Source organism: Streptomyces sp. Ru72 (assembly GCF_002920635.1).
GTDB lineage: Bacteria > Actinomycetota > Actinomycetes > Streptomycetales > Streptomycetaceae > Streptomyces.
The window spans coordinates 52,702-68,559 of record NZ_PQSR01000014.1; the positions used below are offsets into that span (position 1 = coordinate 52,702).

The 15,858-nt window shown below is 72.9% G+C and carries 15 protein-coding genes and 2 pseudogenes; 10 read left to right on the forward strand and 7 right to left on the reverse strand.

Annotation, left to right across the window (positions count from 1 at the left end; translation table 11 throughout):
- Positions 1-9 precede the first annotated feature (9 nt).
- The 4 genes and pseudogenes from C3488_RS09520 to C3488_RS09535 form a co-directional block, all read left to right on the forward strand.
- A complete protein-coding gene (locus C3488_RS09520; RefSeq protein WP_103838903.1) occupies positions 10-408 on the forward strand; it encodes a 6-carboxytetrahydropterin synthase in 399 nt (132 codons plus the stop codon).
- Complete coding sequence (locus C3488_RS09525) at positions 405-1,619, forward strand: glycosyltransferase family 4 protein (RefSeq protein WP_374955407.1); 1,215 nt, start codon at positions 405-407, stop codon at positions 1,617-1,619. The genes C3488_RS09520 and C3488_RS09525 overlap by 4 nt, the downstream gene beginning before the upstream one ends.
- The gene (locus C3488_RS09530) at positions 1,616-2,545 is read left to right on the forward strand and encodes a class I SAM-dependent methyltransferase (protein WP_103838904.1); all 930 of its coding nucleotides are present in this window, start codon (positions 1,616-1,618) and stop codon (positions 2,543-2,545) included. Before C3488_RS09525 ends, C3488_RS09530 begins: the two co-directional genes overlap by 4 nt.
- Positions 2,545-3,528 (forward strand): annotated as a pseudogene (locus tag C3488_RS09535) (lysylphosphatidylglycerol synthase transmembrane domain-containing protein); the annotation flags it as partial. The gene C3488_RS09530 and the pseudogene C3488_RS09535, both read left to right, overlap by 1 nt.
- Positions 3,529-3,743: 215 nt before the next feature.
- On the opposite strand, the gene C3488_RS09540 reads toward C3488_RS09535, so the two are convergent.
- Positions 3,744-4,556 carry a creatininase family protein gene (locus C3488_RS09540; protein ID WP_103838955.1) on the reverse strand — a complete coding sequence of 271 codons (813 nt, stop codon included), beginning with the start codon at positions 4,554-4,556 and terminating at the stop codon, positions 3,744-3,746.
- Between the two features lie 55 nt (positions 4,557-4,611).
- Between C3488_RS09540 and ribA the strand changes: the two genes are divergently transcribed.
- The 3 genes and pseudogenes from ribA to C3488_RS09555 all read left to right on the forward strand — a co-directional run bounded on the left by ribA (position 4,612) and on the right by C3488_RS09555 (position 6,570).
- Positions 4,612-5,295 carry a GTP cyclohydrolase II gene (gene ribA, locus C3488_RS09545; protein ID WP_103838905.1) on the forward strand — a complete coding sequence of 228 codons (684 nt, stop codon included), beginning with the start codon at positions 4,612-4,614 and terminating at the stop codon, positions 5,293-5,295.
- Positions 5,296-5,374: 79 nt separating this feature from the next.
- A pseudogene (locus C3488_RS41460) lies at positions 5,375-5,518 on the forward strand (sarcosine oxidase subunit beta); the annotation flags it as partial.
- Positions 5,515-6,570, forward strand: a complete 1,056-nt coding sequence (locus C3488_RS09555; protein ID WP_103838906.1) for a saccharopine dehydrogenase — start codon at positions 5,515-5,517, stop codon at positions 6,568-6,570. The pseudogene C3488_RS41460 and the gene C3488_RS09555, both read left to right, overlap by 4 nt.
- A gap of 56 nt (positions 6,571-6,626) precedes the next feature.
- On the opposite strand, the gene C3488_RS09560 is transcribed toward C3488_RS09555, so the two are convergent.
- Positions 6,627-7,883: a serine hydrolase gene (locus tag C3488_RS09560; RefSeq protein ID WP_103838907.1), complete on the reverse strand. Its 1,257-nt coding sequence runs from the start codon at positions 7,881-7,883 to the stop codon at positions 6,627-6,629.
- A 274-nt stretch (positions 7,884-8,157) separates the two neighbouring features.
- Here C3488_RS09560 and C3488_RS09565 point away from each other — a divergent pair, with 274 nt between their 5' ends.
- Positions 8,158-8,607 carry a PPOX class F420-dependent oxidoreductase gene (locus tag C3488_RS09565; protein WP_103838908.1) on the forward strand — a complete coding sequence of 150 codons (450 nt, stop codon included), beginning with the start codon at positions 8,158-8,160 and terminating at the stop codon, positions 8,605-8,607.
- Positions 8,608-8,631: 24 nt separating this feature from the next.
- Here the strand turns inward: C3488_RS09565 and C3488_RS09570 are convergent, their stop codons facing one another.
- Positions 8,632-9,516, reverse strand: a complete 885-nt coding sequence (locus C3488_RS09570; RefSeq protein WP_103838909.1) for an NAD(P)-dependent oxidoreductase — start codon at positions 9,514-9,516, stop codon at positions 8,632-8,634.
- Between the two features lie 110 nt (positions 9,517-9,626).
- Between C3488_RS09570 and C3488_RS09575 the strand changes: the two genes are divergently transcribed.
- Positions 9,627-10,241 carry a TetR/AcrR family transcriptional regulator gene (locus tag C3488_RS09575; protein ID WP_103838910.1) on the forward strand — a complete coding sequence of 205 codons (615 nt, stop codon included), beginning with the start codon at positions 9,627-9,629 and terminating at the stop codon, positions 10,239-10,241.
- On the opposite strand, the gene C3488_RS09580 is transcribed toward C3488_RS09575, so the two are convergent.
- The 4 genes from C3488_RS09580 to C3488_RS09595 all read right to left on the reverse strand — a co-directional run bounded on the left by C3488_RS09580 (position 10,238) and on the right by C3488_RS09595 (position 14,821).
- Positions 10,238-11,377 carry a PP2C family protein-serine/threonine phosphatase gene (locus C3488_RS09580; RefSeq protein ID WP_103838911.1) on the reverse strand — a complete coding sequence of 380 codons (1,140 nt, stop codon included), beginning with the start codon at positions 11,375-11,377 and terminating at the stop codon, positions 10,238-10,240. The genes C3488_RS09575 and C3488_RS09580 overlap by 4 nt on opposite strands.
- A gap of 164 nt (positions 11,378-11,541) precedes the next feature.
- Positions 11,542-12,405, reverse strand: coding sequence for a glycosyltransferase (locus tag C3488_RS09585; RefSeq protein WP_103838912.1), 864 nt, complete (start codon positions 12,403-12,405; stop codon positions 11,542-11,544).
- Between the two features lie 220 nt (positions 12,406-12,625).
- Complete coding sequence (locus C3488_RS09590) at positions 12,626-13,984, reverse strand: MFS transporter (protein WP_103838913.1); 1,359 nt, start codon at positions 13,982-13,984, stop codon at positions 12,626-12,628.
- Positions 13,985-14,155: 171 nt separating this feature from the next.
- Positions 14,156-14,821 carry a TetR/AcrR family transcriptional regulator gene (locus C3488_RS09595; protein WP_103838914.1) on the reverse strand — a complete coding sequence of 222 codons (666 nt, stop codon included), beginning with the start codon at positions 14,819-14,821 and terminating at the stop codon, positions 14,156-14,158.
- A gap of 157 nt (positions 14,822-14,978) precedes the next feature.
- Here C3488_RS09595 and C3488_RS09600 point away from each other — a divergent pair, with 157 nt between their 5' ends.
- On the forward strand, positions 14,979-15,854 hold the full coding sequence (locus tag C3488_RS09600; protein ID WP_103838915.1) for a shikimate dehydrogenase: 876 nt from the start codon (positions 14,979-14,981) through the stop codon (positions 15,852-15,854).
- Positions 15,855-15,858 lie beyond the last annotated feature (4 nt).

A 15,858-nucleotide genomic window follows, 5' to 3' on the forward strand; every position in this document is an offset into this window, starting at 1 on the left:
GGTCGTCCGTTGTTCAGCATCACCGTCCGCGATCACCTGATGATCGCCCACAGCTTCCGCGGCGAGGTCTTCGGACCCGCGCAGCGCCTGCACGGAGCGACGTTCCTCGTGGACGCCACCTTCCGCCGCGCCGAGCTGGACGACGACAACATCGTCGTCGACATCGGACTGGCCACGCAGGAGCTGGGGGCGGTGGTGAGCGAGCTCAACTACCGCAACCTCGACAACGAGCCGGACTTCGCGAACATCAACACCTCGACGGAGTTCCTGGCCAAGGTGATCGCCGACCGCCTCGCCGAACGGATCCACAAGGGCGCCCTGGGTGAGGGCGCCCGTGGAATCGCCGGCGTCACCGTCACGCTGCACGAGTCGCACATCGCCTGGGCGAGTTACGAGCGTGCCCTGTGACCGACACGACCATCGACCGCGCGTCCGTGAACCCCACCGGGCAGCAGGCCCAGCCCCGTCTCGGCTATGTGCCCGTGCAGAACACGGCCCTCAGGAACGCCGACATCATCCCCATGTCCCTGCGCACCGTGCACTTCGTGATGCCGGGCGGCGTCGACGACCCGGCCGCCCCCAGCGGCGGCAACGCCTACGACCGCCGGATCTGCCTGGACCTGCCCGGCTTCGGCTGGCAGGTGGAAAGGCACCTGGTCGAGGGCTCCTGGCCGACGCCCGGCACGCAGGCGAGGGCCGAACTCGCCCGAACACTGCGGGACCTGCCGGACGGCGCGATCGTCCTGCTCGACGGCCTCGTCGCCTGCGGCGTCCCCGACATCGTCGTACCCGAGGCCGAACGCCTCTGCCTCGCCGTCCTGGTGCACCTGCCGCTCGGTGACGAGACCGGTCTCGACCCCGGGAGGGCGGCCGAACTGGACGCCAAGGAACGCGCCACCCTACGGGCCGTGCCCGCCGTGATCGCCACCAGCGACTGGGCCGTGCGCCGGCTCGTCTCCCACCACGGTCTCGTTCCCGAGCGGGTCCATGTCGCAGCCCCCGGCGCCGACATCGCGCCCCTCGCCCCCGGCACCGACGGCGTCTCCCGGCTGCTGTGCGTCGCCGCCGTGACCCCCCGCAAGGGGCAGCACCGGCTCATCGAGGCCCTGGCCGCGGTCAAGGACCTGCCGTGGACCTGCGTGTGCGTCGGCGGCCTCGGCCACGACCCGGAGTACGTGGAGCGACTGCGCACCCTCATCGACGAACACGGCCTGGCCGACCGGCTGCACCTGGCCGGCCCGCGGTCCGGTGCGCAGCTCGAGGCCAGCTACGCCTCCGCCGACCTGATGGTCCTCACCTCGTACGCCGAGACGTACGGGATGGCCGTCACCGAGGCCCTGGCGCGCGGCATCCCGGTCCTCGCCACCGACGTCGGCGGCCTGCCCGAGGCGGTGGGGCGCGCGCCGGACGGTGGGGTGCCCGGCATCCTCGTCCCGCCGGAGGACCCCGCCGCGATCGCCGCCGAGCTGCGCGGCTGGTTCGGTGAGGCGGACGTGCGGCGCCGGCTCAAGGCCGCCGCGCGCGGCCGCCGGGCGGCACTGGACGGTTGGGCGACCACGGCGCGCAGCCTGGCGGGTGTGCTGGGCCGGCTGCGGCACGATCCTCGGAGGGCGGCATGAGCACGGGTACGACATCGGAGGCGGGCTCCGAGACGGCAACGGAACCGGGGCCCGGGGTGCTCCCCGCGATCCCCGCGCCCGGCGGCGGCGAGATGGAGGTGCCGCGATACGCCCCGCAGTGGCTGAGGCTGCGGGAGCCCGCCGACGCGGAGGCGCGGGCGCACGAACTGCTCGACCCGCTGCGGATCCGCCTCGCGAACCGCCCCCGGCACGGCACCGAGCTGATCGTGCACGACCTGGGCTGCGGCACCGGTTCCATGGGCCGCTGGCTCGCCCCGCTGCTCGACGGCGCCCAGCACTGGGTGCTGCACGACCGGGACCCCTACCTGCTGCACTTCGCCTCGGTGGGGGCGCCCCGCGCGGCGGCCGACGGCAGCCCGGTGACGGTCACCACCCAGCGCGGCGACATAGGACGGCTCACCCCGGATGCGCTGACCGGGGCCTCGCTGGTGACCGCGTCCGCGCTGCTGGACGTGCTCACCGCCGAGGAGGTCGACACGCTCGCCCGGGCCTGCGTGGGCGCCGGCTGCCCGGCGCTGCTGACCCTGTCCGTGGTGGGCCGCGTGGAACTGACGCCCGAGCACCCCCTGGACCGGGAGATCGGCGAGGCGTTCAACGCCCACCAGCGGCGCGGTGACCTCCTCGGCCCCGACGCCGTGGGCGCGGCCTGCGAGGCCTTCGACCGGCTCGGCGCGAGCGTACGGGTCCATCCGAGCCCCTGGCGACTGGGCGCCGGGCAGCGGGAGTTGACGCAGGAGTGGCTGCGCGGCTGGGTCGGTGCGGCCGTGGAACAGCGCCCTGACCTCGCGCCCCGCGCAGAGACGTATCTGCGGGACCGCCTGGACGCCTGCGCGGCGGGAGATCTGCGCGTGACGGTCCACCACAGCGACGTGCTGGTCCTGCCCCGCCCGACGGGAGGCGCGTGATGGCGACGCGGACGGCGGCCCTGGCGACGGCGGCCGAGGAGGCGGGCGTGACCGTGACGGAGACCGTCCCCGTGGCGGCCGCCACCCACCCCGAGGCACTCCCGCGCCGCCGGGCCCTGCGCGCCCTGCGCACCCACTTCGGGACCCTCGCCGGGGTGCTCATCCTCGGGGTGCTGCTGTGGCGGCTCGGGACAGGGGCGCTGCTCGAGGGGCTGCGGCGGATCGATGGGCCGGCCCTTCTCGCCGGACTCGGGATCGGTGTGCTGACCACCGTGTTCAGTGCCTGGCGCTGGTGCCGGGTCGCCCACGCACTCGGGATCAGGCTGCCGTTCGGCGCCGCCGTCGCCGCCTACTACCGCGCCCTGTTCCTCAACGCGGCGCTCCCCGGCGGCGTCCTCGGCGACGTGCACCGCGCGGTGCGGCACGGGCAGAGCGCCGGCGACGTCGGCCGTGGCGTTCGCGCCGTGGTCCTGGAACGCACCGCGGGCCAGGTGGCTCTGGTGGCGGTCGGCGTTCCGGTCCTGCTCACGCTGCCCTCGCCGGTGCTCACCCAGGCCCGCCATCTGGCCGGCCTGACGGCGCTCGCCACGCTCGGTGCGCTGGCCATCGTCGTGGCAGTCCGCATGGGCCGCGCCCCCCGCCCCTCCCGTCGGCGCCGGGCTCTCGGCGCCGCGCTCGCCGAGGCCCGTGCCGCCCTGCTGGCGCGCGGGAGTTGGCCCTCCGTCCTGCTGTCGTCCGTCGTCGTGCTCGCCGGGCACCTGCTGATGTTCCTGGTGGCCGCGCGGGTCGCCGGATCGCACGCCTCCCCGGTCACGCTGCTGCCCCTGGCTCTGCTGGCGCTCATCGCGATGGGCCTGCCGCTGAACATCGGCGGCTTCGGCCCCCGCGAGGGCGTCACCGCCTGGGCCTTCGGCGCGGCGGGCCTCGGCGCGGACACCGGGCTGGGCGTCGCGGTCGTCTACGGCGTCCTCAGCTTCGTGGCGAGCCTGCCCGGCCTGCTCGTCCTCCTCGCCCGCTGGTACACGGGTCTGCGGCACCCGCGCACCGCGACGGAGAACGCCGCCGAGGAGGGTCAAGCCCCCGCGGCGCCCTCCCGGCCCCCCGTACCGGGCGCGGAGCGTACCCCCCACGCGCTCCGCGCCCCCAGCACGCACACCCGCCGCACACGCTCCGCCTCCGCGCCCTTCCTGACGCGGGGTCACCGGCGATGTGCGGCACCGCCCTCGTCGCCGTCCGACCCGGCCAGGGAGAAATACGGCTCGAAGGACTCCGCGAGCGTCGCGAGCAACTGCTTCCCCTTCTCCGCGGAAGCCAGCGAAGGACGCCCGATGACGCCGGACTCCGTATAGGCCGACATACCGAGGGTGAGCAGATGCCGCCGGTCGTCGGCGACGAAATCCATGGTCTCGTGACCAGGCCTGACCAATTCGGGATGACAGTGCAGAAGAATGGAGGTCTCGATTTCCCCGGCATGCATGTCGCTGAGCAGCGAGGTGCGCACCCCGGCCCGTTCCCGGGCCGCCTCCCAGTCCTCCGGGGCCGGGAAAAGCGCCATCCGCACACCGCTGCCCGAGGAATCCCGGACGGCATTGCCCTCCTGGACGACATTGCCGAGGACGTAATTGCCGCCGTGACCGTTGACCAGGACCAGGGCCTGAACGCCCGAGCGTTCGAGCGACGCGGCGATGTCCCGTACCACCGCATGGAGAGTGACGGAGGAGATGCTCACCGTTCCCGGCCACGCCGCGTGCTCGTGCGAGCAGGAGATCGTCACCGGAGGAAGGAGGTGAACCGGATACGCGGCGGCCAGCTCGCGGGCGATCGCGCAGGCGACCAGCGTGTCGGTCGCCAACGGAAGGTACGGCCCGTGCTGTTCGAAACTGCCCACGGGAAGGACGGCCACCTGACGGCGGGCACCCTCCGCCCGCTCCCGCACGTCCCGCGAGGTGTCCGACGGCAGCACACCCGCGGAGTGGCCCCCGGCAGTGTCCGCAGTTCCCGAACCGCTCATCACTTCACGGCCTTTCGTCTCGTACCGCCTGCGCTTACCAGATAGGAATCAGATCATGACAGACATTGACGGCGTGCTCGGCGGGAATGCCCCCTCGGGAGTCACCCGGATCGCGAACGTGCCCACCGGGGTCACCCGAGTCGTGAATACGCCCCTGCCCACCAAGTACGGTGATTTCCAGGCCGTCGGCTACCTCGACCACGACCGCGGCGACGAACAAGTGGCGCTGGTGTACGGCGACATCGAGGAAGAGGGCATGCTCGTCCGCCTGCATTCCGAGTGCCTGACCGGAGACTCCTTCGGGTCCACGCACTGCGAGTGCGGGCCCCAACTCTCCTCCGCCCTCAGGCAGGTCGTGGCCGAGGGCCGCGGCATCGTCGTCTATCTGCGCGGCCACGAGGGCCGCGGCATCGGCCTGCTGGCCAAACTGCGCGCGATGAAGCTCCAGTCGGAGGGCCTGGACACCGTCGAGGCCAACCTCGCCCTCGGTCTGCCGGTGGACGCCCGCGACTACCGGGTCGCGGCGGAGATCCTGCACGACCTCGGCGTACGGTCCGTGCGCCTGCTCTCCAACAACCCGCGCAAGCGGGAGGCGCTGCTGCAGCACGGCATCAAGGTCGACGAGCAGGTGTCGCTGCTGATACCGCCGTGCGAGAACAACATCACCTACCTGCGCACCAAGCGGGAGCGGCTCGACCACTACCTGCCGCACCTGGACGCCGTGGTGCAGTCCTCGTGAGCGGCCCGCGCGGCGGCCGTCCGGCGCCGGCCGCCGCGCGCCCCGCTCCCGTGGGTGCACCGACCGCCGCGACCGCCGTGGCCACGGGCTCCCGCCGGGACCCGCCGTCGGTGAGATCCTGAGGGATCTCCTCCCGGGGCGCGTACCCTTCGTCGACGTCAGCCCCGTGAGCGTCGGCCGCTTCGCCGCCGACGCCCCGCGCCCGGAGGTCAACCGCGTATGACCGCACTCCACCTGTGGCTCCGCCACGAGTCCCGTACCACCGAACGGCGCACACCGATCGTGCCGTCCGACGCCCGGCGCCTGGTCGAGAGCGGCGTGACCGTGACGGTCGAGGACTCCCCGCAGCGGGTGTTCCCGGCCGAGGCGTACGAGCAGGTGGGCTGCCGTGTCGCCGAGCCGGGCTCCTGGGTGTCCGCGCCGCCCGAGGCGTTGATCGCCGGCCTGAAGGAACTCCCCGACGAACCTTCCGCGTTGGTCCACCGTCACGTGTTCTTCGGGCATGCCTACAAGGGGCAGCCTGGCGCCGAGGCCCTGCTGCGCCGGCTCGTCGCCGGCGGTGGTGCGCTGCTGGACCTGGAGTACCTGGTGGACGAGGACGGGCGGCGGCTCGTCGCGTTCGGCTACTGGGCCGGATACCTGGGCGCCGCCCTCGCCCTGCTCCAGCACCAGGGCCGACTGACCGCGCCGCTGCGGCCGACGTCCAAGGAGGAGCTGGACGAACAACTGCGCGCCGCCCCGGGCGAGGTGCGGGCGCTGGTGATCGGCGCCCTCGGCCGCAGCGGACGCGGCGCCCGGGTCGCGCTCGGTGTCGCGGGCGCCGACCCCACCTGCTGGGATCTGGCCGAGACCCGGAACCTGGACCGTCAGGCCCTGCTCGCCCACGAGCTGATGGTCAACACCGTGCTGACGACCCGTCCCGTCCCGCCCTTCCTGACGGACAAGGACCTCGACGACCCCGGACGCCGGCTGCGCACCCTGTGCGACGTGACGGCCGACGTCGGCTCGCCCCTGAACCTCCTGCCGGTCTACGACACCCCGACCGACTGGGACCATCCGGTACGCAGGCTGCGTGAGCACCCCGTGCTCGACCTCATCGCCATCGACAACCTCCCGTCCCTGCTGCCGCTGGAGGCCAGCACCGACTTCTCGGCCGCGCTCACCCCGCTGCTGCTGGACTTCGAGGTGGGCGGCGCCTGGGGCCGCTGCCGGGAGTACTTCGACGCGGCGGTCCGGGCACTGGGCGCCGGAGGAGAGGAGCGGGGCCATGTCTGAGTCCTCGACGTACGGGCCGGCCCGGGGCAGACCTGTCGGAGCCGCTACCTGCCGGACTACCTGCCGGACTCCGCTGCGGCCCTGACGCTTCCCGGCAGGGCCTCGTGCACGAGCCGCTTCAGCTCCGGGTACACCGTGTGCGAGCCGGTGGGCCGCAACTGGGTGAGGAACTGGACCGTCAGGTCGTGCCGCGGGTCCACCCAGAACGTGGTGGTGGCCACCCCGCTCCAGCCGAACGCGCCCCGCACCGCCGGGGACCGGGTGAGTTCCGGGTCGGTGACCACGGAGACGCCCAGGCCGAAACCGAGGCCCGCCTTGCCGGGCTCGCGGTGCACCCGGCTGCCGTACGACCGCATATCGGCGTCGCCCGGGAGGTGGTTCGAGGTCATCACGGCGACCGTGTCGGGGGTCAGCAGCCGGGTGCCGTCCAGTTCGCCGCGGCGCCGCAGGAACTCCATGAAGCGGTGGTAGTCGTACGCCGACGCCACCATGCCGCCGCTGCCGGAGAGAAGCCGGGGCCGTGCGTGCAGCGGCAGACCCGGAATCGGCGTGATGCCGCCGCTGCCCGTCTCGCCGTACAGCTCCGCGAGGCGCGGCGCCCGGTCCTCGGTGACGTGCAGGCCCGCGTCCTCCATGCCCAGCGGACCGAAGACCCGTTCGGCGAGGAAGGCGTCCAGGTCCTGGCCCGAGGCGACCTCGACCAGCCGGCCCAGGACGTTGGTCGCCACCGAGTAGTTCCACTGCGTGCCCGGCTCGAACTGGAGCGGCAGCCGCGCGTACACCTCGCAGGTCTCGGCGAGGTCCGTGCCGGGCACCACGGACGAGTCGATGCCCGCCTCCCGGTACAGCGCGTCCACGGGATGGGAGTGGTAGAAGCCGAACGTCAGGCCGGCGGTGTGCGTGAGCAGATGGCGGACCAGGATGGGCCGCTGTGCGGGGCGCGTCCGGACGGCCGGGCCGGTGCCGTCGACGTACACCCGCGGCTCGGCGAACGCCGGCAGGAAGTCGGCGACGGGCGTGTCCAGCCCGAAGCGGCCCTCCTCCATCAGGATCAGCGCGGCGACGGACGTGACCGGCTTGGTCATCGAGTACATCCGCCACAAGGTGTCGCTCTCCACTGCGAGCCGCCCGGCGACGTCCCGGTGCCCGTACGTGGTGAGGTGGGCTATGCGGCCGTGCCGGGAGAGAGCCACCAGGTAGCCGGGCAGCCGGCCGTCGTCCACCTGGTGTGCGAAGTGCTGGTCGAGGCGGGCCAGCGCCTTCGGGTCGAGGCCGACCTCCTCCGGCTCGACCTCCTGCCGCAGGTGTCCCATCGTTCTCCTCCGGTCTCTCCCGGTGCGGTCCCGGGCTTCCGGGGCCAACCTTTCATGCTCCGCCGCGGAACCGGGGCCGGTCCCTCCTTGGCTGAGCGGTCCGCCCCGGGGCGGGGCCGAGCACCTTTCTGCATCAGGTGACTGCTCAATACCCAGCTGATGCCGGGTGCCACCCCGATCGCCGCGCCGCCCAGGCGCAGAGGGTGTCCACCAGACGTGCGTGGACAGTGCCCACTCGGGAATGCGCGGTTCGGCCCGGGCAGTTGACCCGGGTATGACTCAGGACGGGACACAGAACGCGCTGCTCGCGCTGCTCTCCGAAGGGCACGGTGGGGTGCTGGTCACCCTCAAGCGGGACGGTCGGCCCCAGCTGTCGAATGTCAGCCACGCCTATGACCCCGGCGAGCGGATCATCCGGGTCTCGATCACCGACGACCGCGCCAAGACCCGCAATCTGCGCCGGGATCCCAGGGCCTCCTACCACGTCACGAGCGCCGACCGGTGGGCGTACACGGTCGTCGAGGGCACCGCCGAACTCTCACCCGTCGCGGCGGACCCGTACGACGCGACGGTCGAGGAGCTCATCCGGCTCTACCGCGAGGTGCTGGGCGAGCACCCCGACTGGGACGAGTACCGCGCCGCCATGGTCCGCGACCGCCGCCTGGTGCTGCGCCTGCGAGTCGAACGCGCGTACGGCATCCCCAAGGGGGCGAACCTGGGCTAGGGCCCTCGAGCCGAAGGTGAGGCCCTAACCGTGGAGGCCGTCCTCGGTGCGCGACTCGATCGCGCGCAGGACGGCCACCATGTCCTCGTGGCCGTGGCCCAGCGTCACGGTCTCCTCGAACAGGGTGTGGCAGACGTCGAGCAGTGGGGAGGCGACCCCCGCCTTGCGGGCGGCCTCGGCGATCAGCCGGTTGTTCTTCAGGACGTCGTGGGCCGCCGCCTGCACCGTGAAGTCGCGGGCGTACAGCTTCGGCGCCTTCATACGGGACACCCCGCTGGCCATCGGGCCCGCGTCCAGGACGTCCAGGAAGAGCCGCCGGTCCAGACCGTGCCGGTCCGCGAAGTGGTACGCCTCCGACAGCCCGGTCACCAGTGTGATCAGGAACAGGTTGACCGAGAGCTTCATCAGCAGGGCGTTCGGTGCGGCACCGCAGACGAACGTCTCCCGGCACAGGGGTGCCAGCAGCGGCCGTACCACCGCAACGGCCGACTCGTCCCCGGCCAGCATCGCCACCAGCTGCCCGTTCTCCGCGGGGACCCTGGACCCGGAGACCGGTGCCTCGACATAGCGCCCGCCCGCCGCGCGCACATCGGCCTCGAGGGCGCGCGAGTATCCGGGCGACGTCGTGCCCATGTGGACCACGATGCGTCCGGCGACGCGGGTCGCGAAGTCCGGGGTGCCGCGGCCCAGGGTGGCGTCGATCGCGAGGTCGTCGGCCAGCATGAGGATCACGACGTCCGTCCGCGCGAAGACCTCGGCGGGATCCGTCACCACCTCGGCGCCGGCCGCGCGCAGCGGCTCGGTGCGGGCGGCCGTGCGGTTCCAGACCAGGAGCGGGGTGCCGGCCCGGGCCAGCCGGAGCGCCATCGGCTGACCCATGACCCCGAGACCGATGAAGCCGACGTCCATGGGGACCGCCCTCCCGGCGAGGCGTCGTCCTGGTTATGACAGTGGTCATAGTAGCCACCCTATGACGCCGGTCATAGGGTGGCTGCCGAAGTGTCGAGACGGAGGTCACGATGGCGGTGTCCGAGCGCGGGCCACGCGAGCGGATGGTCTTCAGCGCGGCCCAGCTGATCCGGCGCGACGGCGTCACCGCGACCGGCATGCGCGACGTCGCCGCGCACGCGCGGGCGCCGCGCGGCTCGCTCCAGCACTACTTCCCCGGAGGCAAGGAACAGCTCGTCAACGAGGCGGTGGAGTGGGCCGGCAGGTACGCCGCCAAGCGGATCGCCCGCTTCCTTGCGTCGATGGCCGAGCCGACACCGAGCGGGCTGTTCGCCGAGATGGTCCGGCAGTGGACGGAGGAATTCGCCAGAACCGGCTTCGAGGGCGGCTGCCCGGTGGCCGCGGCGGCCGTGGACTGCGCACAGTCCACCGATTCCACGCGCGCGGCGGCCGCGGCGGCGTTCTCCCAGTGGACGCGCCCGGTCGCCGGGGCGCTGACGGACATGGGAGTCCCGGCCGCCAGGGCGGAACCGCTCGCGACGCTCATGATCAGCGCTCTGGAGGGCGCCCTGCTGATCGCCCGCGCCGAACGGGACGACCGGGCCCTGACGACCGTGGTGCGGGAACTCGGACCGCTGCTCGACGCGAGCGTCGACAACGGCACCTCCCGGCAGTCCCCGAACTAGCCGGTCTCCGGGCCCCGCTGTACGAGCATCATGGCCATGTCGTCGTTGAGCAGGCCGCCCGCGTAGGCCCGGAGGTCGGTTGTGATCTCCTTCAGGAGCGCCCCGGGGGCCCGGTCGGTCCACCGCACGACGCGTTCGGCCAGCGGGTAGAACGTGCCCTCGCTGTCGTGGGTCTCGGTGACGCCGTCGGTGTAGAGAAGGATTCTGTCCCCCTCGTGGAACGGGAAGGTCGCCGCCGTGTACGTGTTGTCGGACATGGCGCCGAGCCCGAGCGGTGGGGCGGGTTCGCTCACATGGAGCGCGGTGGCGGTCCCGGCCGCCCGGCGCAGCAGCAGCGGCGGCGGATGGCCCAGGCTGATCAGGTGAACCACCGGCTCGTCGTCCGGGATGTCGAGCACCACGGCGGTCACGAAGCGCTCCGCGGCGTCGGGCTCGCATGCGGAGAATTCCGCCAGGCCCCAGCGGACGGCGTCCTCGACGTAGGCGACCAGTTCCGTCAGCGGGATCTGCCGGTGGGCCGCGGCGCGGAAGGCGCCCAGCACGATCGCCGTGTCACTGATGGACGCGAGGCCCTTGCCGCGGACGTCTCCCATGATCAGGCGGGTCGAGTCGGTGGTACGGGCCGCGGCGTACAGGTCGCCTCCGATGTAGGTGTCGGCCTCGGCACTCTGGTACTCCACGGCGAGGGACACCGGCCCCGCCCTCTCCGGGAGCGGGCGCAGGACGACACGCTGGGCGGTGTCCGAGACCGTGCGCGCCCTGATGAGCTCCCGATGGTGCCGGTCCCGCAGGCGGGTGAAGGCGACCAGGAGAACGGAGAGCGCGGCGAGTGAAGCGAGTTCGACCAGCACACTCTCGGTGATCAGGGTCCGCCGCTCCGCCCCCGCGGCGATCAGCGCGAGTACCGCGAGGGCACCGATCAGCGCTGTGGGGCGAGGACCGGCTCCGATGGCGGTCACCGCGGTGGCGACCACCAGGAGATGGGCGAGGTGGATGTCCGACGGCAGGAAGGCGTCGGCCGCCGGAATGGAGATGATCAAGATCAGGGGGACGACCATGAAGAGCGGGTGTGGCGCTGCCCGGCGCCAGACCTGGAGGATCCCGGTCGCGGACGTGGTGGGGGTGGCAGCGCTCATTCCTGCTCCGGATGGTGGCGGCCTGGTGGGGGGCACGGCACCCGGGGGAGCCGCGGTCGGGGGAACAGGGTGCCGCCGACACCACGTCCCTCGGCTCTGCCAACAGATCGGTGCCGCGCTCTATGCCGGGCCGGGTGAGGAGGCCGGATCCGGAGCCGGACGTCTCACAGGCATCCGAGCGACTGGTACGCCGCGCGGGTCGTGGCGGCGATCTGCGACCAGGTGCGGTCACGGGCGACGATGCCGAACCCGGAGCGAGGAGCGCTGCCGTCGGACAGGGGCTGGAGGAAGACGGGGTCAACGACGTCCGGGACGACACGTACCCGTTCCTCGGGCACCCCGAGCGCGACGATCCCGGCCCTCATCGCCTCGCTCGGAGCCAGCACGGCGTCGGCCTCGCGCAGGCAGTACGTCTCCATCGGGTGCAGGGTGGGGCGCCTTTCGTCGGCGCCCGAACGCCCGGGGATCCGCGCCGGCCAGGGCTCCGCCGGAAGAGTGCGCACCTCGTAGACCACGGGCAGCCCGTACGTCTCGCGCAGGGCGAGCGCCACACGGCCGTTGCGGTGGTCGCTCGCCGCGTGCAGCACCGAGGGCCGCAGTCGCTCGACGAGCCGCGCCGCCAGTTCGGCGTTGCGCGTGAGGAGCGGTCCGTCGCCGCGGGGCAGCCACCGGGGCAGGAGCCGGTGCTGGGGCACGCCGTCCAGCAGATCCAGCGACCGTGCGTCGAGCACACCGTGGGTGACCGGGAATCCGATGCGGGTCACCACGTGGGGATCGAGCCCCGCCTCCGACTGCGCCCGGGCGAGCGCCTGGGTGCGCAGGCCGTAGCCCGTGCGCTGGTGCGGCAGCCCGTTGGTGACCAGGTGCAGCACACGCCCGGGCACGGGCCGGATCGGGCGCCCGGCCGGTGCCGGTACGGGTGCGGAGGACGGCTCGGCCGACGGCCCGGACGGGCGCGCCCGCGCGGCGAGGACGGAGGCGCCCAGGGTGAGGGCACGTACAGGACGACGGGACGGACGACGGGGCATGCGGCCAGGCTAGGGCGCGCGGATGACGGGCGGATCACACGGGGTGCGGGCCACTCGGACGGCGGGCGCGCGGCGTGCGGCCCGGACCGGGGGCGGGCGCGGGCGCGGGGGCGCGGTGGGTGAGCGGGCGGTCGCCGCAGGAGCGGCGAGGGCGGCGCGTCCGAGTCCCCGAACCTCCGGCGCGGTCGGGGACTCGGTCGGGGACTCGGGCGGGCGGGGCTCAGGCCGTGACCGTCTCCCGGCCGGCTGCCTCGCCCGCCGGGCGCTCGCCGAGCCGTTCCGTCGGCACCCTGTGCGTCTCGCGGGCGGTGAGCGCGGCCACGACCGGCGGGACGCACAGGGCCGCGGTGAACAGGGCCACCGACGACCAGTCGGTGCCGTCCGGCCCCGCGATCTCGGCGGCGAACGTCACCGCGAACCCGGCGACCGCGAAGCCGATCTGTGTGCCGATCGCCATGCCGGACATCCGGACCCGGGTGGAGAACATCTCACCGTAGAAGGAGGGCCACACTCCGTTCGCGGCGCTGTAGACGACACCGAAGGCGACGATCCCCGTCAGCAGGATCAGCGGGTAGGAGCCGCTGGAGATCGCCCACAGGTACAGGAACATCGTCACCGCGCTGCCCGCGGCACCGATGAGGTACACCGGGCGGCGGCCGACGCGGTCGGACAGTGCCGCCCATAGCGGGATCGCGGCAAGGGCGACGAGGTTGGCGAGCGCGCCCACCCACAGCATGGAGGAGCGGGACACGCCCACCGCGTCGCTCGTCGCGTACGCCAGCGCCCAGACCGTGAAGACGGTGCTCACCGAGGCGATGAGGGCACCCGCGATCACCCGCAGCACGTCCGCCCAGTGGTCGCGCAGCAGCACCGCCAGCGGGAGCCGGGCCGGCCCCTCGGTGTCGGCCTGCCGGGCGAAGGCCGGTGTCTCCGCGAGCCTGCGGCGGATGACGTAGCCGGCGACGGCGACCGCGACGCTCAGCCAGAACGGCAGGCGCCAGCCCCAGGACAGCAACTGCCTCTCCGGGAGCGCGGCGACCGGCAGGAACACGAGCGTGGCGATGAGCTGGCCGCCCTGGGTGCCGCTGAGCGTGAAACTGGTGAAGAACCCACGCCGGTGCGGGGGCGCGTGCTCCAGGCTCATGGAACTGGCGCTCGCCTGCTCGCCGGCCGCCGAGATTCCCTGAAGGACGCGGCACAGCACCAGCAGGACGGGGGCCAGGGTGCCGACCTCGGCGCGGGTGGGCAGACAGCCGATGAGGAACGTCGACAGGCCCATCAGGACGAGCGTGAACACCATGATCTTCTTACGGCCCACCCGGTCGCCGTAGTGGCCGAGGAACAGCGCGCCGAGGGGCCGGGCCGCGTACGCGACACCGAAGGTGGCCAGCGACAGCAGGGTCGCGGTGGCCGGGGCGGAGGCGTCGAAGAAGACCTTCGGGAAGATCAGCGCCGCCGCGCTGCCGTAGATGAAGAAGTCGTAGTACTCCAGGGCGCTGCCGATCCAGGCGGCCGTCGCGGCCTTCCTCGGCTGGCCGGGCGGGGCGGCGGCGTCGTCGGGCGGGGCGGGGACGGACACGACGGGCTCCTTCGAGGGACTCCACCGTAGCGAACGGGTGGAGGTGAGCGGATGGGGAGAGGCGCCGGATTCGGCTAATTAACCCACTGGGTAGTTAGTAGCGGTGGGTGGGATGTTGCGCCCGCGTTTCCCCGGTGTCAAGAGGTCGTGCCTCGCGTGCCGGTACGGCGGTCAGTCCTCCGTGCGGTCCGCCGTCAGATACGCGATCACCATGTCCCCGAGCATCCGGCGGTAGTGTTCGCGCTGGTCGGCGGCGACCAGGTCCCGGCCGAAGAGGGCGCCGAAGGTGTGCCGGTTGGCGACCCGGAAGAAGCAGAACGAGCTGATCAGCGCGTGCAGGTCGACGGCGTCGATGTCGGCCGTGAACAGTCCGGACTTCCGGCCCGCCGCGAGGATGCGGCCGGTCACCTCCAGGGCCGGCGAGCCGATCGTGCCGAGCTCCTCGGAGGCGGCGATGTGCTCGGCGCCGTGGATGTTCTCGATGCTGACCAGGCGGATGAAGTCGGGGTGCTGCTCGTGGTGGTCGAAGGTGACCTCGGCGAGCCGGCGGATGGCCGCGACCGGGTCCAGGTGCTCGACGTCCAGTTCCTGCTCGGCCTGGCGGATCACTCCGTACGCCCGCTCCAGGACGGCCGTGAACAGCTGCTCCTTGCCGCCGAAGTAGTAGTAGATCATCCGCTTGGTGGTGCGGGTGCGGGCGGCGATCTCGTCGACCCGGGCCCCGTCGTACCCGGCGCGGGCGAACTCCTGGGTGGCCACGTCGAGGATCTCGGCCCTCGTGCGGGCGGCGTCGCGGATGCGGCCGTTCGGTCGTGCCGGTTCGTCGACGCTGGTCATGGGGTTCCTTGGGGCGAGGGAAGGGCTGACTGACGCGTTCGCGTGCCCGCGATTGTAGAAGCCCGGTCACCTTCCGTTCCCCGGAGGGCTTCCGCCCGCCGACGACTGCTGCTATGACTAACGTACTAGTTCGTACATTACTGCCAGGAGGACGCCGGTGCCCCAGGACTCGTATCTCGTCGGTCTCATCGGTTCGGGCATCGGTCCCTCGCTCAGCCCCGCCCTGCACGAGAGGGAGGCCGACCGGCAGGGCCTGCGCTACCTGTACCGGCTGATCGACCTCGACCGACTCGGAGCCGGTCCGGCAGCCGTGGGCGATCTCGTCCGGGCCGCCCGGGACCTGGGCTTCGACGGGCTCAACATCACCCACCCGTGCAAGCAGCTGGTCATCCCGCACCTCGACGCGCTCGCCCCGCAGGCCGAGGCACTCGGCGCCGTGAACACCGTCGTCTTCGAGGGCGGCCGGGCCGTCGGCCACAACACGGACGTCACCGGCTTCGCCGCCTCCTTCGCCCGCGGGCTGCCCGATGCCCCGCTGGACCGCGTCGTGCAGCTCGGCGCGGGCGGCGCGGGCGCGGCCGTCGCGCACGCCCTGCTGACGCTCGGCGCCGGTCACGTCACCGTCGTCGACGCCCTGCCCGAGCGCGCCGCCGACCTCGCCGCCTCCCTCGGCCGGCACTTCGGCGCCGAGCGCGCGGCCGGGGCGGCCCTCGACGCGCTTCCGGCGGTCCTGACGGCTGCCGACGGCCTTGTGCACGCGACCCCCACCGGCATGGCCGCGCACCCAGGGCTGCCGCTCCCGGCCCGGCTGCTGCACCCGGGGCTGTGGGTCGCCGAGGTGGTTTACCGCCCGCTGGAGACCGAACTGCTGCGCACCGCCCGCGCGCTCGGCTGCGCCACGCTCGACGGCGGCGGCATGGCCGTCTTCCAGGCGGCCGACGCGTTCCGCCTGTTCACCGGTCGGGAACCGGACAGCACGCGCATGCTCACGGACATCACCGAACTGGCCGGGGCAACGGCCGCCCGTCAGTAGGGAA

What these genes read in the sequence shown, in the direction of transcription:
- C3488_RS09530 (WP_103838904.1), top strand. Translation starts at nt 1,616, where the DNA reads ATGAGCACGGGTACGACATCGGAGGCGGGCTCCGAGACGGCAACGGAA.
- C3488_RS09540 (WP_103838955.1), bottom strand. Translation starts at nt 4,556, where the DNA reads ATGAGCGGTTCGGGAACTGCGGACACTGCCGGGGGCCACTCCGCGGGT.
- ribA (WP_103838905.1), top strand. Translation starts at nt 4,612, where the DNA reads ATGACAGACATTGACGGCGTGCTCGGCGGGAATGCCCCCTCGGGAGTC.
- C3488_RS09555 (WP_103838906.1), top strand. Translation starts at nt 5,515, where the DNA reads ATGACCGCACTCCACCTGTGGCTCCGCCACGAGTCCCGTACCACCGAA.
- C3488_RS09560 (WP_103838907.1), bottom strand. Translation starts at nt 7,883, where the DNA reads ATGGGACACCTGCGGCAGGAGGTCGAGCCGGAGGAGGTCGGCCTCGAC.
- C3488_RS09565 (WP_103838908.1), top strand. Translation starts at nt 8,158, where the DNA reads ATGACTCAGGACGGGACACAGAACGCGCTGCTCGCGCTGCTCTCCGAA.
- C3488_RS09570 (WP_103838909.1), bottom strand. Translation starts at nt 9,516, where the DNA reads ATGGACGTCGGCTTCATCGGTCTCGGGGTCATGGGTCAGCCGATGGCG.
- C3488_RS09575 (WP_103838910.1), top strand. Translation starts at nt 9,627, where the DNA reads ATGGCGGTGTCCGAGCGCGGGCCACGCGAGCGGATGGTCTTCAGCGCG.
- C3488_RS09580 (WP_103838911.1), bottom strand. Translation starts at nt 11,377, where the DNA reads ATGAGCGCTGCCACCCCCACCACGTCCGCGACCGGGATCCTCCAGGTC.
- C3488_RS09585 (WP_103838912.1), bottom strand. Translation starts at nt 12,405, where the DNA reads ATGCCCCGTCGTCCGTCCCGTCGTCCTGTACGTGCCCTCACCCTGGGC.
- C3488_RS09595 (WP_103838914.1), bottom strand. Translation starts at nt 14,821, where the DNA reads ATGACCAGCGTCGACGAACCGGCACGACCGAACGGCCGCATCCGCGAC.